The sequence below is a fragment of the Streptomyces sp. MB09-02B genome (assembly GCF_033794485.1).
Taxonomy (GTDB): Bacteria; Actinomycetota; Actinomycetes; order Streptomycetales; family Streptomycetaceae; genus Streptomyces.
On record NZ_JARGEE010000001.1, the window covers coordinates 23,925 to 49,439 of the forward strand.

The window sequence follows — 25,515 nt, forward strand, 5'->3', positions numbered from 1 at the left end:
TCACTTCCCGGCCCAGACTGTACGCCAGTCGGACATTCCGCCCGGTCGGCGCGCCCGTGAACAGCCGCGCCCCCACGACCTCCTGGCCACCATGACCCTCAGTGCCACGCGGGCCGCCGCTGCGCACCCGGCTCACCCGTCAACTCCCCACCGCGAACCGGCCGTCGAAGCGGCCGCCCACCTCCTCGCCCTCGCCGGTCCGTGCCGCCAGATCCGGGGCCCTGTTAAATCGTTTCATTCTAGTGAGCGCGATCGGTTCCGAACCATTGACCGGATTCGACGTGGAACCATAACCTCCGGGCAATCGCGTTGAAACCATTCATCCCACCGGCCCCAGCGAAAACCGAAGGTGCACATGGCACGGGACTTCTCACGGCGAAGACTTCTCCAGCTCGGCGGCACCGTGACCGCCTCCGTCGTTCTGTCCGGGCCCCGGGCCTTCGCGGCCCCCGGCACGGGAGCCGTGGCCACGGCCGCCGGGAAGCCGCCCGCGCCCACCGGAACGCTCACCGACCTGCTGCCGCGGGCCCTCGGCACGAGTGCCGGGCAGGGCCCCCGCTTCAGCTGGCAGGTGCCCGACTTCTGCGCCGGCACCGTGCAGCGGGCCTACCAGTTGCAGGTGGCGGCCACCCCCGGCGGTTTCGAGGACGACGACCTGGTGTGGGACTCCGGCAGGCGGAAGTCCGCCGACTCCACGGCCGTCCCCTACGGGGGACCGGCGCTGAAGCCCCGCACGGCCTACTGGTGGCGGGTCAGCAGCTGGGGCGAGAAGCGGTCGGCCTGGTCGGAGCCGACCCTGCTGGCCACCTCGGTCGAGGACGAGTGGGAGGCGAAGCCGATCTGGGCGCCGGCCGGGCCGGTGATGACCGACGGCACCCTCACCGTCCGCGTGAAGATCACCGCCGTGGCCGCCGGGCTGTGGTTCCGGGCCACGAACACCGCCAACAACTACATGTGGCAGCTGCGCGCGGGTGCCACCGGCGTGCTGCGCAAGCACGTCTGTGTGAACGGTACGTACACCGTGCTCGCCGAGGTGCGGCTGCCGTTCGCGGTCACCGCCGGGGAATGGGTCGACCTGAGCGTCACCATGACCGGCTCGACCTTCACCACCACCGTGAACGGCACGGTCGTCGACACCACCACCGACACCCGCTACGCCTCCGGCAACATCGGACTGCGCAACGGCAGCACTGAGTCCCAGACCTACGACAGGGTCACCTTCACGGCCGCCGACGGCACGGTCCTCCTCGACGACGACTTCGCCTCCGACAAGGGCACCTTCGCCACCGGCACGGTCTCCGGCGGCGTCCTCACCTTCCCCACCGGCGCGTCCTCGCTGTCCTCCTACGGGGCCGACGACACCTGGGCGCTGCTGCGCCACGAGTACGACACGAAGGCCGGCAAGGAGATAGCCGCCGCGATTCTCTACGTCGCGGCCACCTCCCCCGACCCGGCCCGGCAGTACGTCGCGAAGGTGTGGAGCAACGGCACGACCGTCGGCTACGCCTCCGTCCGCTCCGGCACCGGCACCGCCTACCAGGCCTTCGACGTGACCTCCACGCTGCGGGCGGACGGGAAGGCCAACGCGCTGGCCGCACTGTGCTGGACCACCTCGCAGCAGAAGTTCCTGGCCCAGCTGGAGATCACGTACACCGACGGCAGCCGGTCCACCGTCGTCTCCGGGGACCACTGGAAGGCCCGCCGCCAGGCCGGGCTTCTCCCCTCCAAGGGCAGCGCCGGCAGCAGCTACTTCACCGTCCCGCAGGAGTACTGGGACCTGCGCCGCGAGCCGGTGGGCTGGACGAAGCCCGGCTTCGACGACGGCGACTGGCTGAAGCCGGCGGTCCGTACGGCGATCGACGGTCTGGTGCCCGCCCTGATCGAGGCGGTGCGGCCGCACGACGTCACCCCGGCCTCCGTCACCCGGGTCGCCGAGGGGCGCTGGCTGGTCGACCTCGGCCGCGAGATCGTCGGCGGACTGGCCCTGGAGGTCACCGGCGACGCGGGCGACACGATCGAGGTGCGGCTCGGCGAGGAGCTGAACGCGGACGGCACGGTCAGGTACCAGCTGCGCGCCACCAACACCTACCGCGAGGTGTGGACGTTGCGCGACGGCGAGCAGCGCTTCGAGCACTGGGGCTACCGGGGCTTCCGCTGGGCCGAACTGCGCACCACGCTCGACCTGTCGGAAGCGGTCGTCACCGGCCGCGCCTGGAAGGCCGACTGGGACGACTCGCACGCCTCGTTCCGCAGCTCCGACGCCGACCTGGACCGGGTCTGGGAGCTGTGCCGGTACTCCATCGAGGCGACCCGGGGCGACCTCTACACGGACACCCCCACCCGCGAGCGGGGCCCGTACGAGGGTGACGCGCTGATCAACCAGCTCTCGGAGTACGGCGTCCAGCGCTCCTACGCCCTCGCCCGCTGGTCGAACGACTATCTGGTCCGCAAGGGCACCTGGCCCACCGAGTACCGGCTGATGTGCGCGATCTCCGCCTGGGAGGACTACCTCGCCACCGGCGACGACCGGCAACTCGCCAAGGACTACGACCTGTTGACCGCGAAGAACCTCACCTCGTACCTGGACTCCGCCGGGCTGGTCCGCAAGGCCCCAGGCAACACCAGCCAGGACCTCGGCGATCTGGTCGACTGGCCCGCCGCCAGCCGGGACGGCTATGTGTTCACCCAGGTCAACACGGTCGTCAACGCGTTCCAGTTCGCGGCGTTCGAGGCGCTCGCCGAGTGTGCGGCGGCCCTCGGCAAGGACGCCGACGCGAGCGCCCTGCGCGGCCGGGCAGACACCCTCGCCACGGCCATGCGCGCCACCCTGCTGGACAGCGCGGGCGGGCGGTTCCTCGACGGTGTCGGCACCACGCACAGCGCCCAGCACGCGACCGCCTTCCCGGTGGCGCTGGGTGTGGCGGACCCGCTGCAAGAGGAGGTGCTGGCCAGGCTGGGCGACACCCTGGCGGCCGGTGGCATGAAGGTGAGCGTGTACGGGTCTCAGTTCCTGCTCGACGCGCTGTTCCGGCTGGGCCGCTCCGACGCCGCGCTCGCCCTGCTCACCTCCACGGCGACCAACTCGTGGCTGCACATGTTGGACGCGCTCAGGGCGACGATCGTCACGGAGGCCTGGGACCCGGCGCTGAAGTCCAACATGACGCTCTCGCACGCCTGGGCGTCCGCTCCCGCCAACGCGGTGGCCCGGCACGTCCTCGGCGTCCAGGTCAGCGAGCCCGGCGCGGCCGCCTTCCGGATCCGGCCCAGGACCGGGTCGTTGACGGAGGTCGAGGGGACGGTGCCCTCCGTGCGCGGGCCGGTGTCGGTCCTGGTGCGCCGCTCCGGGGACGCCCACACCACCCGGGTGACCGTGCCGCCGAACGCCCGTGCCGTGGTGGAGGTCGAGATCGGGGACGCCGACCCGGCGGCGTACCGGGTGAAGGGCACCACGCCGGGCGGGGAGGGCCGTGTGCGGGTCGAGTCCTTCACCGATCTCACGGGCACGGTGCTGCGGATCGGTCCGGTCGGCTCGGGCACGACGGAGGTGCGACGCACGGTCTCCTGAGGTGCCGAGGGGCCGGAAGTGACCGAAACCCGGACCGCGAGCCCTCGCTGAGCTAGCCTCAGCCTTCAGGGGGCGAACTGACGTACGCCAAAAATCATTTCGGGGGTGTTGTGTCAGACCAGCGGCCGGGGCCACCGGGTTCAGCGGACAGGGCTCCGGCGCTACGGCAGGCGGGGGCGCTGCCGCTGCGTCCCGGCGACCCGGAACGGATCGGTCCGTACGTGTCGCTGGGGCTGCTCGGCAGCGGCGGGATGGGGCGCGTCTATCTGGCGCGCCCCGCCGACGGCGGCCCCGACCTCGTCGCGGTGAAGGTGATCCGGCCCGAGTACGCGGAGGACGAGCGGTTCCGCCGCCGGTTCGAGCGGGAGGCGGCGGTCCACGGCCGCGTGCGCACGCCGCGCATGCCGCGACTGGCCGGGACGGGCTTCCGGGACGAACTGCTGTGGATGGCCACCGAGTTCCTGCCGGGGCTCGACCTGGCGGCGGCCGTCCACGAGGACGGGCCGCTGCCCGTCGTCGCCGTCCGACGGCTGGTGGCGGAGCTGGGGCGGGCGCTCGCCGACCTCTCCGCCGCCGGGATCGTGCACCGGGACCTGAAGCCGTCCAACGTCCTGCTGTCCGCGTGGGGCGCGCACGTCATCGACTTCGGTATCGCCAAGGCCGCCGACGCGAGCGCGATCACCGGCACGGGCAACCGGGTCGGAACCCCGGCCTACATGTCGCCGGAGTATCTGCGCACGGGCGCCTGCGACACGGCCTCGGACGTGTTCTCGCTGGCCTGCGCGCTGGTCTTCGCGGCGACCGGCAGCGCGCCGTTCGGTGACGGCACCGGCGTCGACGTCATGCACCGGGTGGCGTTCGAGGAGCCCAACCCGGAGGTGCTCGCCGAGATCGCGGCGGCCGACGCCCCGCTCGCCGCCCTGCTCGCCGCCTGTCTGGCCAAGGAGCCCGACCAGCGGCCGACACCGGAACAACTGATCGAGGAGATGGCCCCCGCGGGCAGCGGGGCGCAGCCCCCGCGGGACGGGACGGGCGGGGGCGAGAACACCTCGTGGCCCGAACCACTGGCCGGCAGGGTCCTCACCCGACAGCGGGCCTACGAGACCCTGCGCCGCCTCCCCCTCGAACAGCCCGGCCCCGGACGGGAAGAACAGGCTCCCGCCGCCGCCCCCGCGCCGAGCGGCCCCGGCGGTGCCTCGGCGCAGCCGTTACCTCCGGCACCGCCCCGCTCCCGGCTCCGCCGCAAGCGGGTGCTGGTCGGGGCCGCCGGTGTGGCCGTCTGCACGGCGACCGCCGGTGTCGTCGTCCTCACCCTGCTGAGCCCCGCCACCACCACGGCCTCGCCGCAGCGGGGTGCGACGCGGTCCGCCGACGCCCTCCCCGACGACGACGCCCCGGTGTCCTCGGCCTCGAAGCAGGACGGTGCGGACGCCGCCCCGGACGGCGGGTCGAGCGACGCGGAGGTGTCCGGCAAGGACGAGCGGGCCTCGGCCGACGGCGGCCCCGAGGACCCCGACGCGACCGCCTCCGACTCCGGCGCTGGGACGGGCACGGGCACGGACGACGACCCGCACACCGGCCCTTCCGCGCCCGACCCCGGGAGCAGCGCCCCCGACGAGCCGGTCCAGGAGCCCACCGACACGCCCACCGAGCCCTCCACCCCGGCCTGGCTGACGGACTGCACGTACTACTACGGCAACGGGCGAACCCGCGTCGGGGACAGTGGCGACCGCGTCCTCCAGGCACAGTGCATGCTGAGCAAGCGCGGCTACAGCCTCGACGTCGACGGCGAGTTCGACGCCGACACGGAGGCGGCGGTACAGAGCTTCCAGGAGGACAGGGGGCTGTTGGTCGCCGACGGTGTCGTACGGCCGCGCGTCTGGAAGGCGTTGCGCTCCACCGAGTGAGCCGCGCCCCTCGGGCGGCCGTGCCCGGCTGTCGGTTCGGCCGGGTGCGTCAGTCGGCGCGGCCGGGTGCGTCAGTCGGCGAACAGGCCGCGCGCGGCGGCCCGGGCGTCGAAGTCCTCCAGGTGGGCCTGGGCGTCCGGCAGCGCGTCGCACATCGTCTCCAGGAGGACCTGGCCCAGTAGTTGCGGGGCGCCGGCGGTGTCGAAGACCAGCCCGGTGCCCACGGCGGCGGGGAGCAGTAGGTCGCTGTGGGCGGCCACCGGCGCGAAGGTGCCGTCGGCGACGGTCACGATCGTCAGGCCGGAGGACCGGGCCCCGGCGAGCGCGTCGAGGAGTTCGCGCGGGTGGCGGGGCAGCGCGAAGCACAGCAGCGCGCTCGCCCCGGCCCGGCGGACGGCGTCGACACGGTCGGCGAGCAGGGAGCCGCCCTCGTCGAGGAGGCGTACGTCGGGGTGGACCTTCGCCGCGAAGTAGGCGAAGCCGCGCGCCTGGGCCGCGGAGGCGCGTAGGCCGAGCACCGGGAGGGGCCGGGAGGCGGCGAGCAGACGGCCGGCGCGTTCGACGGGTCCGGGGTCCGTGAGCAGGGACGCCAGGTGCCGCAGGTTGTCGATCTCGGCCTGTACGGCACGCTGGTAGGGGTTGGCCGGCCGCCCGTCGACGCCGTGCCCGGTGGGTGCGACCGCCCGCAGGTGGTGGCGCAGGGCGGGATAGCCGTCGAAGCCGAGGGCGACCGCGAAGCGGGTCACCGACGGCTGGCTGACCCCGGCCACCCGGGCCAATTCCACGCTGGACAGGTAGGACGCGTCCGCGGCCCGCCGGACCAGGCAGGTCGCGATGCGACGCTGTGTCGGGGTGAGCCGACGGCCCTCGAAGAGCCGCTGCAGCCGCGCGGCCGCGCCGACGGCGTCCGTCATCCGGTCCTCCAGCCGGTCGGCGTGCTCGGTCCCCTCCCCCGCCCGGCGGAGTGGCGCGGTACCGGGCGGGGCGGGGCGGACGGTGGTGGAGCGGCCGATCCCGTCGGCTCGGCTCACTTCACGAGGCCGGCCGAACTCAGCCAGTCCTCGGCGACGGAGTCGGCGTCCTCCTTGTCGTTGACGAGCTTCTTCATCATCTCCAGCAGGTCCTCGGTGGTGAGCTTGGCGGAGACGGCGTTCAGCGCCTCCTTCGCCTTGTCGTCCACGGCGGCCTTGTAGACGAGCGGGGTGACGTTCTGCGAGGAGAAGAGGTTCTTCGGGTCCTCCAGGACCACCAGCTTGTCCGCGACGATGGCGGGGTCGGTGGTGTACAGGTTGGCGGCCTGCACCTTGTCGTCCTTGAGCAGCTTCACCAGGGTGGTCTGGGCACCCGCGTCGAGCGGCTGGAACTTGCCGAACTTGACGCCGTACACCTTCTCCAGGCCGACGCCGCCCTGCGTGCGGGTCTTGAACTCCGATCCGGCGCCGAGCGTCAGGTCGCCCGCGACGGGCTTGAGGTCGGCGAGGGTCTTGAGCTTGTACTTGGCGGCGGTCTCGGCGGTGACGGTCACCGAGTCCTTGTCCTCGGCGGCGGCGGAGTCGAGGATCTCCACGGACGACGGGAGCTTCTCCTTCAGTTCGGCGTTGATGTCCTCGGTGCTGGTCGCCGTGCTGTTCTTGTCGACCGCCACGGACAGCAGGGCGCCGTTGTACTCGGGGAAGACGCCTATGCCGCCCTTGACGACCTGGTCGTAGTAGACCTCGCGGGCCCCGATGTCGAACTTGCGGGTCACCTTCAGACCCTTGCTCTCCAGGGCCTGCGCGTAGATCTCGGCGAGCAGCTGGTTCTCGGGGAAGTTCGCCGAGCCGACGACGATCGACTTGCCGCCGCCGCTGCCGCCGCCGTCGGTCAGCGGGTTGTCGTCGCTGTCGCCGCCCCCGCCGCAGGCGGTCAGCGTGAGCGCGGTGATGAGGCCGAACGCGGCGCCTCGGTACATGCCTCGCATGGGATGTTCCCTTTCTGGTTCAGGACTTCGACGCCGAGGCCCTGAGGCCCGGCGAGACGACGACGCGTCGCAACGCGGTGAACACGATCTGGACGACGAGTGCGAGGACGACGACGACCGTGGAGCCGCCGATGACCAACTCGTAGTCGTTGCGGGAGAGTCCGTCGACTATGTAGCGGCCCAGACCGCCCAGACCGGGGTACGCGGCGACGGTCGCGGTGGCCACGACCTGGATCGCGGCGACCCGTAGGCCCAGGAGGATCAGGGGCAGCGCCATCGGCACCTCGACCCGGGTGAGGACCTCCCACTCGGTCATGCCGACGCCGCGCGCGGCGTCCCGGGCGGCGGGGTCCACGCCCCGTACGCCCTCGAAGGTGTTGATCAGGATCGGCGGTACCGCGAGCGCGACGAGGGCGACCAGGACGGGCGCGGTGCTGAGCCCGGCGAGCGTGACGACGAGGACGACCAGGCCGAAGGTGGGGATCGCGCGGGCGAGGTTCGCCACGCTGGCCACGGCGAAGGCGCCCCGGCCGGTGTGCCCGACGAGCAGTCCGAACGTCAGACCGATGAGGGCGGCGAACAGCAACGACAGTCCGCTGTAGGTGAGATGTTCCACGAGCCGCCGGGGTATGCCGTCGTCGCCGTGCCACTGCGCGGAGGAGGTCAGCCAGTCCCCCACGAGCTCCATCTGGTTCAGGAAGTCGTTCATGCCGACGTCACCTTGTTCCGGGACCACGGGGTGAGCAGGCGCTGCGCCAGCACCAGCAACGCGTCGGTGGCGAGCGCGAGCAGCATGATCAGGACGATCGCGGTGACGATCGGGGTGGGGAAGTCGAGTTGGAGACCGCGGGTGATGTAGTAGCCGAGGCCGCCCTGCCCGATCAGCTGCCCCACCGCGACGAGGCTGATGGAAGAGACCGCGGCGACCCGTACGCCGGCGATGACGACGGGGACGGCGATCGGCAGCTCGACCTGGACGACCCTGCGTACGGCGCCGAAGCCCATCGCGGTCGCCGCGAGCCGGACGGGCTCGGGGACGGAGGCGAGTCCGTCGACGACGTTGGGGACCAGCACGGACAGGGTGTAGAGCGTCAGCGGGATCATCACGGTCTGTTCGGTCAGACCCGTGTACCGGACGAAGATCATGAACAGGGCGAGCGACGGGATCGAGTACAGGATGTTGGACACGGTCAGCACCGGCGGGTAGAGCCAGCGCCAGCGGTGGCACAGGATGCCGAGCGGCACGGAGACGATCAGCCCGAACAGCACGGGCAGCAGGCCGAGTCTGAGGTGGATGCCGGTGTACTCGGCGAGCTCGCCGGTGTGATCGGCGATCCACTGCCACCGGACGAGCGGTTCGTCACCGGTCATCGGTCACCACCGCCCGGGGTGTCGACGGCGGCGGTCCCGTCCACGGCCGGGGCCTTCGACGCCGAGGCCTCGGTCGCCGTGGTCACGCCGGACGCCGTGGTCGCTGTGGTCACCGCGTTCGCAGCGGTCGAGAGTTCGTGTGCGTCCACGACTCCCGCGACCGCGCCCTCCGCGTCGACGGCGACGGCGAGGCGGGCGGGTGAGAGGAGGGCCGAGTCGAGGGCGGCCCGTGCGGAGTCCCCGGCCAGGCTGAACGTGTGACCGAGCGGGGTCAGCGGGGCGTCGGCGAGGGTGCCGGCCGTCGGGAGGTCGGCGGTGGCGGCCCAGCCGAGCGGTCGTCGCGCTTCGTCGACGACGAGCACCCAGGGCGCGTCCGCCGCCCGGGCCTCGGCGACGGGGGCTTCGGACGGCAGCACCGGACCGTCGCGCAGCGGCAGTCGGGCCGCGTCGACGAAGGAGAGCCGCCGGATTCCCCGGTCCTGGCCCACGAAGTCGGCCACGAAGTCGTCGGCGGGGCTGCCGAGCAGCCGCTCGGGGGTGTCGAACTGGGCGAGTCTGCCGCCGGTGCGGAACACCGCGATGTTGTCGCCGAGCCTGATCGCCTCGTCGATGTCGTGGGTGACGAACACGATCGTCTTGTGAAGCTTTTTCTGCAGCCGGACGAACTCGGCCTGCAACTCCGCCCGCACGATCGGGTCGACCGCGCTGAACGGCTCGTCCATCAGCAGCACCGGTGGGTCGGCGCGCCCAGCGCCCTGGCCACCCCGACGCGCTGCTGCTGTCCGCCGGAGAGCTGGTTGGGGTAGCGCTTGGCCATCTCGGCGGGCAGGCCCACGAGTTCGAGCAGCTCCGCGGCCCGGGCGCGGGCCTTCTTGCGGCCCCAGCCCAGCAGCAGCGGGACCGTGGCTATGTTGTCGAGGATGGTGCGGTGCGGGAAGAGTCCCGCGTGCTGGATCACATAGCCGATGCCCCGGCGCAGCTCGGGCGCGTTGACCTCCCGGATGTCCCGCCCGCGCAGGCTCACGGTGCCGGCGGTCGGTTCCACCATGCGGTTGATCATGCGCAGGGTGGTGGTCTTGCCGCAGCCGGAAGGACCGACCAGGACCGTGATGCCGCCCTCGGCCAGCTCCAGGGACAGGTCGTCCACCGCTGTCGTGCCGTTGGGATACTTTTTGCTCACCGCGTCGAATCTGATCAAGACTGCCCCTTACCCGACTGCATATGGTCATGCAGAGTTGTCGGTGCCTGAATGACAGTCAATGGAATTACGTGAACGGCACGTTACGTTCACACCGAGCCGCACCAGGGGTGACCGATTTCCCCGCCTTCCCTAACCCTGCGCCCTTATGTGCAGGACCACGACGGCAGCGCCGGGGAGGTACCGTTCGGGGGTGGGAGGAGCGTCATGACCAACTGCGACGTGCACCAGCATCTGTGGACCCCCTCGCTGGTGGCGGCCCTCAGGTCACGCCGCGAACCGCCGTACCTGGACGGCTGGACCCTGTTCCTCGACGGCGAGCCGCCCTACGAGCTCCCGGCCGCCGACCATGACATCGTCCGCCGTGCCGAACTGGCCGACAGCGACGGCCTGGGCCGGGCCCTCGTCTCGCTCTCCTCCCCGATCGGCGTGGAGTGGCTGCCCGCGGCCGAGGCACGCCCCCTGCTCGACGCGTACCACGAGGGCTCCGCCGCGCTCCCCGAACCGTTCGGCGCCTGGGCCGCCGCCTGTGTACGGGACATCGACGCGAAGGCCACCGTCGAGGTCCTCGACCGGGGCTTCGTCGGCCTCCAGCTCCCGGCGAACGCCCTGGCCGACGCGGCCGGTTACACCCGTTGTGCCCCGCTCCTCGATCTCCTCGAAGAGCGCGACCTCCCCCTGTTCGTCCATCCGGGTCCCGCCCCCGGCGGCACCGAGGGGCCTGCCTGGTGGCCCGCGATGGTGCCCTACGTCCAGCAGATGCACTCCGCGTGGTTCGCCTTCCGTGCCTTCGGCCGCCCCCGCCACCCCCGGTTGCGGGTCTGCTTCGCCCTGCTGGCCGGGCTCGCCCCGCTCCACGGCGAGCGTTTCGCCGCCCGCGGCGACGGCCGTGACACCGGGGTGGACCCGGGCGTCTTCGTGGAGACGTCCTCCTACGGGCCGACCGCCGTCGAAGCGGTGGTCCGTGCCCTGGGCGTCGACGCCGTCGTCCAAGGCTCCGACCGCCCCTACGCCGAGCCCCCGCAACAGCCCGGCTTCGGCCTGGGCGGGCCGGCCGCGTACGCGTTCCGCATCGCCAACCCGCGACGCCTGCTCACGGGCACGGACAGCTGAGACCGGCGAGCGGACCGGCTCGGAACGCGGAGATCCAGGACCCGAACGGCACGGCCGAGGCCGGCGAGCGGCCCGGCCGGCCCGCCCGGCCGACCCGGCCCGGTACGTGCGGGGCGTCGGTCACCGGCCGGGGCGGATCAGTCCCGTGAGGTAGCGCCACAGGGAGGAGCGTTGGCGGGCGGACACGTCCGGCGTCACCGCCGCCGTCGTGCCCGGGCCCCCCTCGCCGGCGTCCCGCGCACCGGGGTCCCCCGCCTCCGTCGGCGGTCGTTCGGCCGTCGGCGCGAGTTCGTACCGTACGGGCAGCGAGCGCAGGCCCCGCATGAAGGGCGAGGAACGCCAGGGCAGTTGGTCGACGGGGAGGGCCAGGTCCAGGTGGGCGAACCGCTCGAACAGCCGGCCCACCCCGACGGCCGCGACCGTCGAGGCCAGCTCGCGGGCCGGGCACTGCCGCGGGCCGGCACCCCAGGACAGGTGCGCACGGGTGCTCACCGTGGTGCTGGGGGCCACGTGGGCGGCGAAGAGCGGGTCGGCGTGCGCTGCGGCGGAGGAGACCCAGACCGGGTCACCCGCGCGGATCGTGTACTCGCCGAGTTTCGTGTCCTCGGCTGCGAACCTCGGCACGAAGTTCACCAGCGGCGGCTTGCGCATGACGACCCGGTTCATGGCCTCCCGGACCATGCCGGCGGAGAGGCTGGCCCGCACGCTGTCCTCGCCGGAGAGGACCTCGACGACCGTGTTGGAGACGAGGATGCCGACGTGGTCGGAGGTCATGCCGAGCAGCATGAAGAGTTCGCGGGCCAGCTCGTCGAGCGAGAGGTCCGGGTGGGCGGCCAGCAGATAGGACGGGAAGTCCTCCCCCGGCGTCTTCAGCTTCGACTCGGCGAGTTCCGCCAGCGCGCCCAGCAGCCGGTCCAGGGCGGGCCCCGCGTCGGGACCCGCGTCCAGTACCCGCCACATGTCCATCAGGGCGTCGTCGCCCTGGGAGCCGGGGAAGCCCAGCAGATGGCTGGCCACCATCAGCGGCAGGGGCCGGGAGAACTGGGCGGACAGGTCCGCCAGCCCCGTGCCGCCCGCCTGGCCCATCAGGGTGATCAGCTCGTCGGCGTAGGCGGTGACGGCCGCCTTCAGCCGCTTGGCCTGGGGGTTGCGCGGGTCCTGGAACGGCTTGAGCGCCTGGTCCCACGCGGTCCGCAGGGTCCGGTAGCCGGGGCCGCCCTGGATGAGTACGTGGTTGACCTCCAGGGAGGGACCGAGCGGCCAGTCGGCGGGGACCCGGCCCTCGGTCCTGGCCCGCCAGTTCTCCAGGCCCTTGGGCCAGCCGGCGTCGTCCTGGAGCACCTGGAGCGCCTCGCGGTAGCCCAGCACCAGCCAGGCGGGCACGCCCAGCAGATCCACCGGCGCCACCGCGCCGTGCCGCTGCCTCAGCCGCTCGTACACCAACGACGGACGCGTCTCGTAGTCCCGGGTCAGCAGCGGCTCGGGAGACATCTCCTCCAACCCCACACCGTCCAGCTCCACGGACACGCCCTCACCCGAGTGGGTTTCCCTCACCATGCCGCCCCTCCGACACTCCCCGTACCGGCCCACCTTCAGCCGGTAGCCGGGACCGTGGGGACCCTACCCCAGGGTCACTTCCGGGGGAACGGCGGGCAGCACACTCACAGCTCCGGCCCCGTGACGCACAGCCGTGAATGTGGCGGTCCGGGCGCCGCCCGTCACCTCCCCGATCGGGCCGCCCTGATGAACTCTCTGATCAGAGCGGGGTCCTTGACACCCCGGCGCTGCTCCACGCCGCTCGAGACGTCTACGCCCCAGGGGTCGGTGGCGGCGACGGCGTCGCGCACGTTCTCCGGGGTGAGGCCGCCGGCGAGGAGCCATTTCTCCCCGGAGGCCGCCAGCGGCTTGCTCGCCCAGTCCCAGGCGATGCCCGAGCCCGGGACGGGGGCGTCGAGGAGAAGCATGTCCTCCCCGTACTCGCCGCAGCGCGGTACGGCGTCCCCGAACGCGGCCGCCCGGATCAGCGTCCGGTCGTCAGCCGCCAGCTCGTCGTAGTAGGCGCGGTCGTCGGGACCGTGCAGCTGGATCGCCCGGATGCCGGACTCGGCGGCCAGGGAGCGCACGTCGTCCAGGGGCTCCTGCCGGAAGACGCCCACCGTCAGGACGTGCTCCGGGATCCGGCGGCTCAACCGTGCGGCGGTGGCCGCGTCGATACGGCGCGGGCTGGCCGAGAAGACGAAGCCGACGGCGTCGGCGCCGGCCTCGACGGCGGTGTCGACGTCCTGCTCGGTCTTCAGACCGCAGATCTTGATGAAGAGGGGGTCGCTGTTGCTCACGGGCCCAGCCTGCCGTATCGGCGCCGGAACGGGGACGGCGACCGTCAGGTCCGGGCCGCCGACGCGAGGAAGGCTGCCGCACGGCCCGGCACTCCGCGTGGTCAGCGCCACGCTCCCGACTGGCGCCGGGCGACGGCCGCGCTGAGCGCGCGCACGCCCCGGGTCGAGCCCGGGTCCATGCCGGTGAGCTCCCGCACCCGGCGGAGGCGGTAGTCGAGAGTGCGGGTGTGGACGTTGAGGGCGGTCGCCGTGGCGCCGCGGTGCATGTCGTGCCGGTAGTACGTGTCGAGCGTGACCAGCAGGTCCGGGCCCGCTGCCAGCCGGTCGGACAGTGCGCGCAGCCAGGTGTCGACGAACGGCACGTCGGCGACGGCGAGTTCGACGAAGAGGTCCGCCAGGGTGTGCGGCCGCTGCCGCGCGGAGGCGTCCCGCAGCGGGGCGGTGTCGCTGATCCGCCGGGCCCGGTCGAGCGCGTCGGACAGCTCGGGCAGCGGCGCGGTGGAGGTGCCGACGGCACAGGGCCGACCGAGGGCCTGGGCCACGTCCCGCACGAGGTCCGCCACGTGCTCCGGGGTGAGCTCGGGCAGGAGGTCGCAGCCGGCGTGCGGCGGCGCGTTCTCCGCCCGTGCGGCACCGGAATAGACGGGGACGAGGGCGATCAGCTCACCGCTCCCGTCGCCGCCCCGTGAACCCCATACGATCGGGGTCCGGTGACTCTTCACCAGGGTTTCGATCTCGTTTTCCAGGACGCGGTCGACAGAGGGAGGGTCCGGCAGCCGGAAGACCGTCACCGCATACCGGTCCGGGAGTTCCATGTCGACGGCGTCGGCGAGTTCCGCCGCTATCGGATCCCCGTTCAGCAATGCCCGGGACAGCAGGGCGACCTGTTCGACGTACGGCATTCGACGGCGCAGTACACGGACGAATCCCTGGCGGTAGGCGCCGATGCCGCGCTCGCCCTGTGGGGCGAACCAGGTCATCATCCGCATGAGTTCGTCCACACCGGCGCCGCGCTGGGCCTCGGTCGCCTCGTTGATCTCGCGCAGCATCAGCGCGGTGTGCACCCGCAGCACCTGCTGCCGTGCGTCGAGCGACATGCCCGCACCGGCCCGCAGCTCCCCCATCGATGCGATGTACTCAAGATCGCTGTCGCTCAACTCGCTGTTGTGCGGGGACAGTTCGACGGTGCGGTGCCGGAGCCAGACCGCGTGGTCCAGCGTCTGTGACCGCGCCCGCGGGTCCTTGTCCAGGAACCCGAACTCCGCGATCTCGCGGGTGTACGTCTCTACCTCCCGGCGGGCGTTGGTCGGCGCCTGACGGGCCAGTTCGGCGAAGAGGGTCCCCATGGACGCGAGCATGTCATTCCGGCCGAACGGGCCGACAGTCGAGATCCGGACGGCGTTCATCACTCCGCATAAAACGGCGGCAAGGGGGCCGACCGGGTTTTGTCACCGTGCGCAAAATTCCCGGATCGGGTCGTTCCCGTCACCGCTTCCGCTTGTGTAGGAGTCGTAAAGCGGCCTTAATGAGAGCCGCGTACCCACCCGTGGGGGAAGAACGCCGCAATCATTCCGGCTCCACTCCGGAACGGTTCCGGCCATCAGTACGGGCAGGAGTACGGAAATTCCTCGACCGAACGCCGGACACGGGCGCACGCCCAAACGGGAGGGAAACTCCGATGAAAGCAGGAACACGAAAGAGAATCATGGCGGCGATGGCGGTCATGGCCACCTCGACCGCGCTCATGCTCGGGGCGCCGGGCACCGGTTCCGCCGCCCCCGCCGCCGCCCCCAGCCTGCGCGCCTACGGGATCACAGGTGACGGCACCCTGATGGCCGCGTTCTGGACCGACCGGGCGGACGTGCTCAACTGGGTCAGGGCGGTCACCGGCCTCAGCGGCGACACGGCCCTGATCGGCATCGACTTCCGGGTGCAGAACGGCACGCTGTACGGCGTGGGCAACAAGGGCGGCATCTACACGATCAAGATCCCGACGGGCAGCCAGGACGTCGTGGTCACCAAGGTGTCCCAGCTCCAGTACGCGCTGCACGGCACGAACTTCGGCGTCGACTTCAACCCGGCGGCCGACCGGCTGCGCGTCATCAGCGACAACGGGCAGAACCTCCGCCACAACCTCAATGACAACACGACCATCCAGGACCTGAACCTCACCACCCCGCCGATCGAGGGCACGACCAAGGGCGTCTCCGCCGCCGCCTACACCAACAACGACCTCGACGGGTCCACGGCGACCACGCTGTTCGACATCAACACGACCAGCGACCAGGTCGTCATCCAGGCGCCGGCCAACAACGGCACACTCTCCCCGACCGGCAACCTCGGCCTGGACGCCCAGATCAATGCCGGGATGGACATCTACAGCACGCTGAGCGGCGGCAAGACGGTGGACAACACCGCCTTCGCCTCCCTCACCGCCTCTGGCGCGAGCACGCCGTCCCTCTACACCCTCAACGTCTTCACCGGGCAGGCCACGCTCGTGAACGACGCCGCCAAGTCCAAGTTCCCCCTGAACATCACGGACGTGGCCGTCTCCCTCACCGGCAGCTGAGCCCCGTACCACGCCCTCGCCGCGGCCCGGCCACCACCGGACCGCGGCGAGTCCGCGCGTCACCGCAGCCCTGTCACCGCGGCAATGTCACCGCAGTTTCTCCAGGTCGAGATCCGATCCCACCACCAGCGTCACCACTCCCGCCGCCGCGTCGGCGGACCGCGTGGCCTTGATGTCGGGCAGCCGTGAGGCGAGGACCCTCGCCTGCTTGGTGAGGTCGGCCGGATGGGCGACCGTGGTGGTGTCGGTGTTCCCGGGCGCGTTGCCCGTACCGACGACGGTGAACCCCGCCTCGCGCAGCTCCTCGGCGACGGCGGCGGCCCGCCCGGAGACACCGGTGCCGTTGAGGACCTGGACACGCACGTCGGAGGCGTAGATCAGCTCGTTCTTGGCCTGCGCCTGGAGCTTCTTCTTGTCGACCTCCTTGTCGTTGGCCAGGGAGGTGAACAGGTCGGCGGCCTGCGGGTACTGCCAGACTATGTTGGCCCGGTCGGCCGGGACGTCGGCCTCACGGGGATAGTTGGGGACGGTCAGGAAGGTCAGCCGCTCGCTGGGGATGCCCTTGAGTTGGGAAGCGAGGTCGTAGAGCGGATCGATACCGTCGAGATCCTCGTCCGTGGTCAGCGACTTGGTGGCGGACTTCAGGAAGCCGTAGAGCGAAGTGGGGCTGGTCAGGCGGGACTTGGCCTTGGCCGCCAGGGTCTCCATGAACTCCTGCTGCCGGCCGATGCGTCCGATGTCGGAGCCGTCGCCGACGGCGTAGCGGGTCCGCACGTAGCCGAGTGCCGTCTCGCCGTCGACGGTCTGGCAGCCGGCCTCCATGTCGAGGAGGGCGTTGTCGTCCTTGATGGCCTGCTCGGGGCAGACCTCGATGCCGTCCAGGGCGTCGACCATCCCCTTGAAGCCCTGGAAGTCGACGGACATGAAGTTGTCGATGCGCAGACCGGTGTTGGCCTCGACCGTCCTGATCGAGCAGGCGGCCGCGCCGGCGACCTCGCCGCCCGAACCCCCGATCGCGAACGCCTCGTTGATCTTCGCCAGGTGCGGGCCCGACGTGCTGCCGTCGCCCTTCTCGCACGCCGCTATCTCGACCCAGGAGTCACGCGGGAACGACACGACGGTGGCCCACTCCCGGTTCGCGGGGAGGTGCAGCACCATGAGCGTGTCGGACTGCATGGTGGTCAGGTCCTTGCCGTACTTCGCGTTGGCCCCGTCGCGGCTGTCCGAGCCGACCACCATGATGTTCTTCGAACCCGGGCTCAGATTGACCGGGCGGTCCCCGCCGAGCTTGCTGTCGACGTCGGCGCCCGTGATGTTGTTGTCCAGGTCCTTGTAGACCCAGGCCCCGACGCCGCCGACTCCGAGGACGACCAGGGCCGCGCCGCCGGCGAGCCAGCTCACCGTACGGCCCCGCCGTGTCAGCCGCGTCCCGCCGCCTCCGGCACCCGCGCGCCGCCTACCCGTACCACTCACCGGCCCTCCCCCACCTCGGCCGTGCCCGGCCGGTCGACTGCCCCCTGTACGCCCGGCGGTCGTGATCACCGAACCCGCAGGACTCTACATGCAGGTAGATATACGGATCGGCGCCGCAGGCGTCTCACCACGCCCGGCGCCCCCGAACGTTCAGAGGCTCGGCGCGCAGTGGAGCGCCGCCCCGGAGTCAGTCCCGCCTGACCACGCACAGCGCCCAGATGATGAAGGCCGAGAAGGCGATCATCACGATGGACCAGACGGGGTAGTACGGCAGGGACAGGAAGTTGGCGACGATGATCAGGCCCGCGATGGCGACGCCGGCGACGCGGGCCCACAGGGACTCCTGGAAGAGTCCCAGGCTGACCAGCACGGCCACGGCGCCGAGGGCGAGGTGGACCCAGCCCCAGCCGGTGAGATCGAACTGGAAGACGTAGTCCCGGGTGGAGACGAAGACGTCGTCCTCGGCGATGGCCATGACGCCCCGGCAGATGTCGAGGACGCCCGCGATCATGAGCATGACGGCGGCGAAGGCCGTCAGCCCCTCGGCGAAGGGCCGTGACCGCTTGGTCGAGTGCATGCGTCCGGTGTGTGTGGCGGTCATACCGTTGCCTCGATTCGGTGTCGTCCGGGACGGGGGTCGTCCGGGATGGAGGTCGTCCGCGACGGGGGTCGTCCGGGACGGAGGTCGTCCGCGACGGGCGTCGGATCCGGCCTCAGCGTCCGGCGGCGGTCGGGCCGACGCCCGTGCCCGCCGAGGCTCCGTGACCGCTCAGGACCAGTTCCTTCGCGCGACGGAACTCCTCGTCCGTGATGTCGCCGCGCGAGCGGATCTCGGACAGCCTGGCGAGCTCGTCGACGCTGCTGGACCGTCCGTCGCCGCCCTTGGCCGTCTGCCGGATGTAGTCGTCGAAGGCCGTCTGCTGCGCACGCGCCTGTGCCACCTCGCGGCGGCCCATGTTCTTGCCCCGGGCGATCACATAGACGAACACGCCCAGGAACGGCAGCAGGATCGTGAAGACCAGCCAGCCCGCCTTGGCCCAGCCGCTCATGTCGTCGTCGCGGAAGATGTCGACGACGACCCGGAAGAGCAGCACGAACCACATGATCCACAGGAACAGCAGGAGCATGGACCAGAAGACGCTCAGCAGCGGGTAGTCGTACGCGAGGTACGTCGGACCACTCATGTCTCTCCTCCGTCCCGGGCGTTCGCCCGGCAGGTGTCCTGCCGTCCTCGGCGCCGCCCGTGGCACCACGGGCGGCGCCGGTCTCAGCATGCGCACGACCGGAGCCGGGCGGCCTCACCCCGGGCGGGTGAGACCGGCCTCGTCCGGGGCGGGATCCGCCGCGGCGGCGACCACCGCCACCAGCGCCAGTACGGCCATGACCAGGACGGCGACGAGGACGACCGCGCCGACCGTGGGGCGGTTCCAGAGCAGCAGGGCCAGCGCGCCCGCCCCGAGGACGACGCCGGTGGTCCAGCGAGGGTGGGCCGCCAGGCCGCGTCCGGTGCGCCCGGTGCTCACTCCCGCGCTGTGCAGCGACCGTCCGGCCGCCGTGGTTCCGCGCCGGGCCAGGGCCCGTACCCGACGGGCGACCCGCCCGGGACCGTACAGGTAGGCGGCGAGGGCGGTGGCCAGGAAGACGACGAGCAGGGTGCGCGTACTGTCGCGCAGGAAGCGCAGGAAGGTGTCGAAGACGGCCGCCGCGGCGTCGGGCGGCAGGGTCGCGGAGGGTACGGCGTCCAGGTAGATGCGGCGGACGACGGCCAGCGAAACGAGCAGCACCCCCATCATCAGGCTGAGGCCGAGCGACGTGATCAGCAGCATCACCCGGTGGCCGGGGGCGGTCCACACCGCCAGGGCGGCGAGGGCGATCGTGATGACGGGCAGCCAGGTGCCCAGGATGTTCAGCAGCCGCATGGCGTCCTGGGCCTTGCCCAGTTCGTCGGTGTGGAACAGGGTGACCGTCCGGTCGCTGTCGGGGATGGCGGCGGCCTTGTCGAAGCCCGCGTCCACGAGGCGCTCCCGCACCTGGTCGACGACGGCGCCGACATCGAGCTGGATCGTGTCGCCGGTGGCGCGCAGCGCGCCCTCCCGCTCGCCGGTGAGCATGTGCACCACGGCCGCGTGCGCCTGCCGGTTGGAGCCCTCCCAGACCTGCCGGAAGAGCTCGCTGGTGATGACGCGGGTGACGTTGCGGTCCACGACGGTCCGCACGACGGAGCGCAGCGGGCCGTCGAGGGCCCCGGCGCCGGCCACGACCTGCGGCGGCGCGCCGTTGTCGGCGAGCACCTTCGTGAGGGCGTCCGTCACCGCCTTGACGTCCACGTTCTTGACGACCTCGTCGGTCAGCCGCTCGATCACCACGTTCTGGACCGCCGGGTCGGACGCCAGCGGGGCGACCGTCTCGACGTACCGGTCGGTGTCGGCGACGGTGTCCTCCACCCAGGCCGCGACGACGGCGAGGGGCGCGAGCAGCAGGGTCACCACGAGCAGAACAGCGGCCCCCGCCTTGCGCAGCCGCCGGTGCCGCACCCCGGCGTGCCGCCGCAACCGCTCGTACTCGGCACGCTCCTCGGAGCTGAGCGGGTGCCCACCGCCCTCAGCGCCGGGTACGGCGCCCCCGGCCGGACCGGATTCACCGTCCGGACGGGCACCACCGGCCATACCGGATCCACCGTCCGGTACGGCGCCGGCGGCCGAGCCGGTTTCGTCCCTCGGGCCGGGGCTGCCGGGCGGGCCGGGGCTGCCGGGCGGGTCGGAGTTCGGTGGGGGTACGGCGTCGTTGCCCGGGACCATGGCTTCTCCTCGGGGTGTGCGGGAGGCTCAGACGGCGCCCGTGGTCGGTGCGCGGGAGCCCGTGAGGGCCGCCCGGCGGAGGGCGGCCCGCCAGGCGAGGGCGACCGTCGCCTCGGCCAGGCCGAGCAGGACGAGCCACAGGCCGAGCAGGCGGGTCAGTGCCGTGGCCGACTCGGCCGGCAGCACCAGGACCACGATCCCCGCGACGATGCCGAGCACCGCCACGCCGAGGACGAAGCCCCGGTGGGGGAGGTTCTTGGCGGCGAGAGCGGTGTAGAGCGTCAGGATGCCGCCGGCCAGCCAGACGATCCCCACGATCAGCGAGAGCGCCGTGATGGTCTGCAGCGGGTTCCGCAGGCACAGGACACCGGCCAGCACGTACAGCAGCGCGAGGAGCAGCCCGGGCAGCCGCTCGCCCGGCTCTTCCCGGGCGAACACGTCGACGAACCGGAACGCCCCGATCGCGAGCAGGTACAGCCCGAGCAGGACCGCGATGACGTGCAGGGTCCCGTCCGGCCAGACCAGGAGGATGACACCCGGCACGAGCGTGGCCAGCGCCGATCCGAGGATCCACTTCCAGGACCGGCCGACCCTCCCCAGCACCTCCGCCGGATCACCCGACACTGAGGAGGCGCCCCCGCCGGGCGGACGGTCCGCCTCGCCGGGCCCGGGGTCGGTCCCACCAGGCCTGTAATCGTCCGCCCCGGTACGCGGTGGCGGGCCAGGAGACTCGGTCATGGCTCCTCCTCGCGTCCTCGCGTCTCGCGTCGCGTCTTCGCGTCGCGCATCGCGTCCTCTCGCATCGCGTCCTCTCGCATCGCGTCCTCGCGCCGAGCGGGCCGCTTCCGCGCCGCCGACGCACGGCGGTACGCGGTGACCTCACCGGGCCAGCGTCCCGCCCCTCCCCGCCCGCGGGCATCACCCCCGGCGGGTGATCCCCGTACGCAACGGGGCCGAGGAGGGTGGACGGTACGCCGGGCCGGCGGTTCAGGAGGTGTGTGTCATGACGAGTGCCAGCGCATCCACGGCGTCATCGACCGTGGCCGAGAGGGCGGCGCACGGACGGGAGGCGCGCAAACGCGCGTCGCGGTCCTGCCACGGCTGGTTCGAGTCGGACGCGGACGCCCACCGGACCGACCCGATCGAGGTGATTGATCGTCAGTCGGTCACGCGCGTACCGGAGTTGGTGCCCATCCGCTACGGCCGGATGCTCGAATCCCCGTTCCGTTTCTACCGGGGCGCGGCGGCCGTCATGGCGTCCGATCTCGGGCCCCTCCCCAACACCGGTCTGACCGTGCAGCTCTGCGGTGACGCCCATCTGCTCAACTTCCGGCTGCTGGCCTCACCCGAACGCCATCTCGTCTTCGACATCAACGACTTCGACGAGACCCTGGCCGGTCCGTTCGAATGGGACGTGAAACGGCTGGCGGCCAGCTTCGTCATCGCGGGCCGGGCCAACGGCTTCTCGACCGAGGAGCAGGACAGGGCGGTACGGACGTGCGTGAAGACGTACCGGCGCCGCATGCGCGAGTTCGCCGGCATGCCCACCCTGGACATCTGGTACGCCCAGGACGACGCCGACCGGCTGCGGGAGCTGATGGCCTCGTCGATGGACAGGAAGAGCAGACGCCGTACGGCCGAGGCGACCGCGAAGGCCCGTACGCGCACCCATCTCCAGGCCTTCGAGAAGTTGACCCGGGTCACGGCCGAGGGCCGTCGGATCGCCCCCGACGCTCCGCTGATCACCCCGCTCCGGGACCTGCTGGCGGACTCCGCCGTGGAGAATCAGGAGAAGGAGCTGCGGAACGTGCTGGACCGGTACGCACGGACCCTGTCGTCCGAGCGCCGGCATCTGCTGCGCCGCTACCACGTGGTCGACATGGCCCGGAAGGTGGTGGGCGTCGGCAGCGTCGGAACGCGGTGCTGGATCGTGCTGCTGCTCGGCCGTGACGACACCGACCCGCTGCTGCTCCAGGCCAAGGAGGCTCAGGAGTCCGTCCTGTCCGCGCAGCTCGGCGGCGACAACTACGACAACCAGGGCCGCCGGGTGGTGTCGGGGCAGCGGCTGATGCAGACCACGAGCGACATCTTCCTAGGCTGGACCCATGTCCTCGGTCTCGACGGGCGCGAACGGGACTTCTACGTACGGCAGTTGCGTGACTGGAAGGGCATCGCGCGCCCGGAGACCTGGGATCCGGCCCTGCTGCGGCTCTTCGCCCGGGTGTGCGGCGCCGGCCTGGCGCGGGCCCACGCCCGCTCCGGCGACCCCGTCGCCATCGCCGCGTACCTGGGCGGCAGCGACCGCTTCGACCGGGCGCTCGCCGAGTTCGCGCAGTCCTACGCCGACCGGAACGAGCGGGACTTCGAGGCGTTGGGCGTGGCCGCGCACACGGGCCGGGTCCGCGCCGAGAACCTCTGACTCACTCCGGCAGCTGACGCATCTCCAGGACGCGCAGCCCCAGGGACTGGCAGCGGGCCAGCAGCCCGTACAGATGCGCCTCGTCGACGACGTGCCCGAACAGGACGGTGTGGCCGGACATCACCACATGGTCCAGCTCGGGGAAGGCACCGGTCAGCGCCTTCGACAGCTTTCCGTCGACGCGGATCTCGTAGCGCATGAGCGGTGTACCCCCATGGCCGGCTACGGGCGGGCTACGCCCCTTCTTTTCGACCGACTGCTCTTCGACGTCTGCTCTTCGACGTCTGCTCTTCGACGTCTTCGATCGTCGTCTCTTCGTGCGTCTTCTCTTCGTACGTCGTCTCTTCGATCGTCGGTCCTGCGGCACCGGCCCGGCCTCACCCCGGGGAGGTGAGTCAATGGGTCAGGTAGAGCTTGAACGCGATGATCAGGAGGCCGAGCAGCAGGTTCACCGAGGCAGTGACGGCGACCAGGCCCCAGGGGGCGTGGACCCGGCGGGCCGCCGCCACCGACCAGCCCACCTGTCCGGCCACGGCCACCGCGAGACCCAGCCAGAGGGCGCCCGGCACATCGAGGCCGAGGAGCGGGCTGACCGCGACGGCGGCGGCCGGCGGGACCGAGGCCTTGGCGATCGGCCACTCGTCACGGCACACCTCCAGCACGATCCGGCGGTCCGGGTGCCGTTGCGCGAGCCGAGCCCCGAACAGTTGGGCGTGCACATGTGCGATCCAGAACACCAGCCCGGTGAGCAGCAGCAGAAGAACGAGTTCGAGGCGGGGGAAGTCCCCCAGGGTCCCGGCACCGATGATCACGGAGGAGGCGAGCATCGAACCGTAGACACCGCCGGTGTAGTCGGCGCGGGCCCGTCGCTCCGCGCCGTGCCCGTCGCGGGACGCGGCTCGCCTGCTCGTGGACATCTCCCCTGCCTCCTCTCATGCCGACGCCGGTTGGGAACGCCCCGGTCACCGCCTCCGGTGGCAGTTCCATGCCCTGTTCCTGTGCCCGCCGCCGCCTCAGTGTTCCGAGTGGCGCGGAGCGGACGGGGCCCCGGTACCGGGTGGCATCGGACGGTCGGACCGTCCGCCCGGCAGTCGTGGGGTGACCAGGAACGCGGCGAGGGTGATGCCGCCGGTGGCGAGGATCGCCGCCTTCAGGCCGTCCAGCTGGGCCGAGGCGTAGGAGTCGGCGAGGGCGTCGACCTCGGAGGGTGACAGCCCGGCACGCTCGGCCGCCGTGCGCACCTGATCGGTGGGGACGAAGCTGATCCCGGCCTGGAGAGCGACACTGGTCTGCTGTTTGGCCTCCCGCGACAGCGCCGGGTCGTCCTCGACCTGGGAGGTGAAGGCGTGGGCCAGGGCGCCGATGAGCAGCGATCCGATGAGCGCGGTGCCGAGGGCGGACCCCAGGTTCTGGGCCGTGAACTGCAGTCCGCCGACCTCGCTGCGTTCTTCTTCTCCCGCGCTGGACTGCACCACGTTGCCCAGTTGCGAGGCGAGCAGCCCCATGCCGATGCCGAGCAGTGCCATGGCCAGCGCGAACTGGGTGTCGTCGATGACGGGGTCGATGGTGGACAGCAGCCACACGATGGCCCCGGCCAGCGTCACCAGGGCCAGCCGCACCACCCGGCGCGGACCGGCCCGTCGGCCCAGCCGGGAGGCGACCAGGGAGGCCGCGAGCATGGTGACGGACACCGGGAGCAGCCGCAGTCCGGTCTGGAAGGCGTCGAAGCCCTGCACGACCTGGAGGTAGAGCGGGATGGTGAAGAACAGCCCGAGCAGGATCAGGTTCTGGCTGAGCAGGGCCAGCAGACCCGACCGCAGCGGGGGCCGGTGCAGAAGGGGCAGGTGGACCAGGGGTTCGGCGCCATGGGCGGCCCGTCGATGCTCCCAACGCGCGAAGGCGGCCAGGACGAGCACCCCGGCGCCGATGACGAAGAGGGTCGGGGCGAAGCCCATGACGGTGAACGGCGGGTTGCGGGGCTGCACCCAGCCCCAGGTACTGCTCTGCAGCACACCGAGCACGCCGAGACCGAGGCCCGCCGCCGACAGCACGGCGCCGACACCGTCCATCGAGGGCCGGGTCCCGGTCCGGGGTGCTTCGGTGATCGCGCGGCGGAAGCACAGCACGGCCACGACGACCAGGACCTCACCGGCGAAGACCAGCCGCCAGGTGAGGTACGTCGTCACCCAGCCGCCGAGCAGCGGGCCGACGGCGATCCCGGCCCCGGCGAGGCCGCCGATGACGCCGTAGGCGACGGCCCGGTCCCGGCCCCGGTAGGACTCGGCGACGAGCGCTGCCATGGCCGGCAGCACCATCGCGGCGCCGAGACCCTCGATGACCGACCAGCCGAGGGCGAGGACCCACAGGGTGGGCGCGACGGCGGTCAGGGCCGAGCCGGTGCCGTAGACCACCAGGCCGAGGAAGAAGAGCCTGCGACGGCCGAGGATGTCACCGAACCTGCCGCCGATGATCATGAAGGCGGCCATGACCAGCGCGTACAGCGTGATGACGGCCTGGATGGCAGTGACCTCGGTGTCGAAGTCGTCGACCAGTTGGCTGATCGAGACATTCATGACGGACGTGTCCAGCACCATCAGGAACTGCGCCGTCCCGAGCACGATCAGAGCCCGCCACTGCTTCACGGCCACCACCTCGCCGACTGGACCCGGCACCCCGACGGGGGTGACCGGCGGCGACCCGTTCGCCACCTCTATCGCAGCTCAGAAGCCCTTCCCCCGCCTCACCCGCCACGGGCGAGGCAGCCACCGCACGGCCGAGGGCCCGCGCCCGCGTGAGCGCCGAGCCG

At 71.8% G+C, this 25,515-nt stretch carries 20 protein-coding genes and 1 pseudogene; 5 read left to right on the forward strand and 16 right to left on the reverse strand.

The genetic code is table 11. The annotated features are described in order from the left end of the window. Nucleotides 1-355: 355 nt before the first annotated feature. The gene (locus tag P1P70_RS00090) at nucleotides 356-3,565 is read left to right on the forward strand and encodes a family 78 glycoside hydrolase catalytic domain (RefSeq protein ID WP_319233447.1); all 3,210 of its coding nucleotides are present in this window, start codon (nucleotides 356-358) and stop codon (nucleotides 3,563-3,565) included. Nucleotides 3,566-3,675: 110 nt separating this feature from the next. Then, nucleotides 3,676-5,472: a protein kinase domain-containing protein gene (locus P1P70_RS00095; protein WP_319233449.1), complete on the forward strand. Its 1,797-nt coding sequence runs from the start codon at nucleotides 3,676-3,678 to the stop codon at nucleotides 5,470-5,472. 71 nt (nucleotides 5,473-5,543) lie between these two features. Here the strand turns inward: P1P70_RS00095 and P1P70_RS00100 are convergent, their stop codons facing one another. From P1P70_RS00100 to P1P70_RS00120, 5 genes and pseudogenes are all read right to left on the reverse strand, one after another. Then, on the reverse strand, nucleotides 5,544-6,386 hold the full coding sequence (locus tag P1P70_RS00100; RefSeq protein ID WP_319233565.1) for a MurR/RpiR family transcriptional regulator: 843 nt from the start codon (nucleotides 6,384-6,386) through the stop codon (nucleotides 5,544-5,546). Between the two features lie 113 nt (nucleotides 6,387-6,499). After that, nucleotides 6,500-7,423 (reverse strand): ABC transporter substrate-binding protein, encoded by a 924-nt coding sequence (locus P1P70_RS00105; protein WP_319233567.1) that lies wholly within the window; start codon nucleotides 7,421-7,423, stop codon nucleotides 6,500-6,502. A gap of 28 nt (nucleotides 7,424-7,451) precedes the next feature. Continuing rightward, nucleotides 7,452-8,141: an ABC transporter permease gene (locus tag P1P70_RS00110; protein ID WP_319233451.1), complete on the reverse strand. Its 690-nt coding sequence runs from the start codon at nucleotides 8,139-8,141 to the stop codon at nucleotides 7,452-7,454. Further along, nucleotides 8,138-8,803, reverse strand: a complete 666-nt coding sequence (locus tag P1P70_RS00115; protein WP_033532706.1) for an ABC transporter permease — start codon at nucleotides 8,801-8,803, stop codon at nucleotides 8,138-8,140. Before P1P70_RS00115 ends, P1P70_RS00110 begins: the two co-directional genes overlap by 4 nt. Next, nucleotides 8,800-10,001, reverse strand: a pseudogene (locus tag P1P70_RS00120) (ATP-binding cassette domain-containing protein). The gene P1P70_RS00115 and the pseudogene P1P70_RS00120 overlap by 4 nt, the downstream one beginning before the upstream one ends. A 207-nt stretch (nucleotides 10,002-10,208) precedes the next feature. Here P1P70_RS00120 and P1P70_RS00125 point away from each other — a divergent pair. Then, nucleotides 10,209-11,114, forward strand: a complete 906-nt coding sequence (locus tag P1P70_RS00125; protein ID WP_319233457.1) for an amidohydrolase family protein — start codon at nucleotides 10,209-10,211, stop codon at nucleotides 11,112-11,114. A gap of 120 nt (nucleotides 11,115-11,234) precedes the next feature. On the opposite strand, the gene P1P70_RS00130 is transcribed toward P1P70_RS00125, so the two are convergent. The 3 genes from P1P70_RS00130 to P1P70_RS00140 all read right to left on the reverse strand — a co-directional run bounded on the left by P1P70_RS00130 (nucleotide 11,235) and on the right by P1P70_RS00140 (nucleotide 14,796). Then, entirely contained in the window at nucleotides 11,235-12,671 is a 1,437-nt protein-coding gene (locus tag P1P70_RS00130) for a cytochrome P450 (RefSeq protein WP_319233458.1), read from the reverse strand. Between the two features lie 161 nt (nucleotides 12,672-12,832). Beyond that, a complete protein-coding gene (locus tag P1P70_RS00135) occupies nucleotides 12,833-13,450 on the reverse strand; it encodes a phosphoribosylanthranilate isomerase (RefSeq protein WP_319233460.1) in 618 nt (205 codons plus the stop codon). Nucleotides 13,451-13,551: 101 nt separating this feature from the next. Continuing rightward, on the reverse strand, nucleotides 13,552-14,796 hold the full coding sequence (locus P1P70_RS00140; protein ID WP_319233462.1) for a helix-turn-helix domain-containing protein: 1,245 nt from the start codon (nucleotides 14,794-14,796) through the stop codon (nucleotides 13,552-13,554). A 359-nt stretch (nucleotides 14,797-15,155) separates the two neighbouring features. Here P1P70_RS00140 and P1P70_RS00145 point away from each other — a divergent pair, with 359 nt between their 5' ends. Continuing rightward, on the forward strand, nucleotides 15,156-16,019 hold the full coding sequence (locus P1P70_RS00145) for a DUF4394 domain-containing protein (RefSeq protein ID WP_319233464.1): 864 nt from the start codon (nucleotides 15,156-15,158) through the stop codon (nucleotides 16,017-16,019). A gap of 87 nt (nucleotides 16,020-16,106) precedes the next feature. Here P1P70_RS00145 and P1P70_RS00150 read toward each other — a convergent pair whose 3' ends face one another. The 5 genes from P1P70_RS00150 to P1P70_RS00170 form a co-directional block, all read right to left on the reverse strand. Continuing rightward, nucleotides 16,107-17,420 (reverse strand): LCP family protein, encoded by a 1,314-nt coding sequence (locus P1P70_RS00150; protein ID WP_319233569.1) that lies wholly within the window; start codon nucleotides 17,418-17,420, stop codon nucleotides 16,107-16,109. 259 nt (nucleotides 17,421-17,679) lie between these two features. After that, entirely contained in the window at nucleotides 17,680-18,093 is a 414-nt protein-coding gene (locus P1P70_RS00155; RefSeq protein WP_239751372.1) for a hypothetical protein, read from the reverse strand. A 112-nt stretch (nucleotides 18,094-18,205) separates the two neighbouring features. Beyond that, nucleotides 18,206-18,676 carry an SHOCT domain-containing protein gene (locus tag P1P70_RS00160; RefSeq protein WP_319233468.1) on the reverse strand — a complete coding sequence of 157 codons (471 nt, stop codon included), beginning with the start codon at nucleotides 18,674-18,676 and terminating at the stop codon, nucleotides 18,206-18,208. 114 nt (nucleotides 18,677-18,790) lie between these two features. Then, nucleotides 18,791-20,158 (reverse strand): hypothetical protein, encoded by a 1,368-nt coding sequence (locus tag P1P70_RS00165; RefSeq protein WP_413471397.1) that lies wholly within the window; start codon nucleotides 20,156-20,158, stop codon nucleotides 18,791-18,793. 159 nt (nucleotides 20,159-20,317) lie between these two features. Further along, on the reverse strand, nucleotides 20,318-21,028 hold the full coding sequence (locus P1P70_RS00170; RefSeq protein ID WP_319233471.1) for an HdeD family acid-resistance protein: 711 nt from the start codon (nucleotides 21,026-21,028) through the stop codon (nucleotides 20,318-20,320). A gap of 265 nt (nucleotides 21,029-21,293) precedes the next feature. Between P1P70_RS00170 and P1P70_RS00175 the strand changes: the two genes are divergently transcribed. Next, complete coding sequence (locus tag P1P70_RS00175; protein WP_319233472.1) at nucleotides 21,294-22,709, forward strand: DUF2252 domain-containing protein; 1,416 nt, start codon at nucleotides 21,294-21,296, stop codon at nucleotides 22,707-22,709. A 1-nt stretch (nucleotide 22,710) separates the two neighbouring features. On the opposite strand, the gene P1P70_RS00180 is transcribed toward P1P70_RS00175, so the two are convergent. The 3 genes from P1P70_RS00180 to P1P70_RS00190 all read right to left on the reverse strand — a co-directional run bounded on the left by P1P70_RS00180 (nucleotide 22,711) and on the right by P1P70_RS00190 (nucleotide 25,351). Further along, nucleotides 22,711-22,908: a hypothetical protein gene (locus P1P70_RS00180; protein WP_045560456.1), complete on the reverse strand. Its 198-nt coding sequence runs from the start codon at nucleotides 22,906-22,908 to the stop codon at nucleotides 22,711-22,713. A gap of 196 nt (nucleotides 22,909-23,104) precedes the next feature. Continuing rightward, the gene (locus tag P1P70_RS00185) at nucleotides 23,105-23,626 is read right to left on the reverse strand and encodes a hypothetical protein (RefSeq protein ID WP_319233473.1); all 522 of its coding nucleotides are present in this window, start codon (nucleotides 23,624-23,626) and stop codon (nucleotides 23,105-23,107) included. 96 nt (nucleotides 23,627-23,722) lie between these two features. Next, nucleotides 23,723-25,351 (reverse strand): MFS transporter, encoded by a 1,629-nt coding sequence (locus P1P70_RS00190; RefSeq protein WP_319233570.1) that lies wholly within the window; start codon nucleotides 25,349-25,351, stop codon nucleotides 23,723-23,725. Nucleotides 25,352-25,515: the final 164 nt, after the last annotated feature.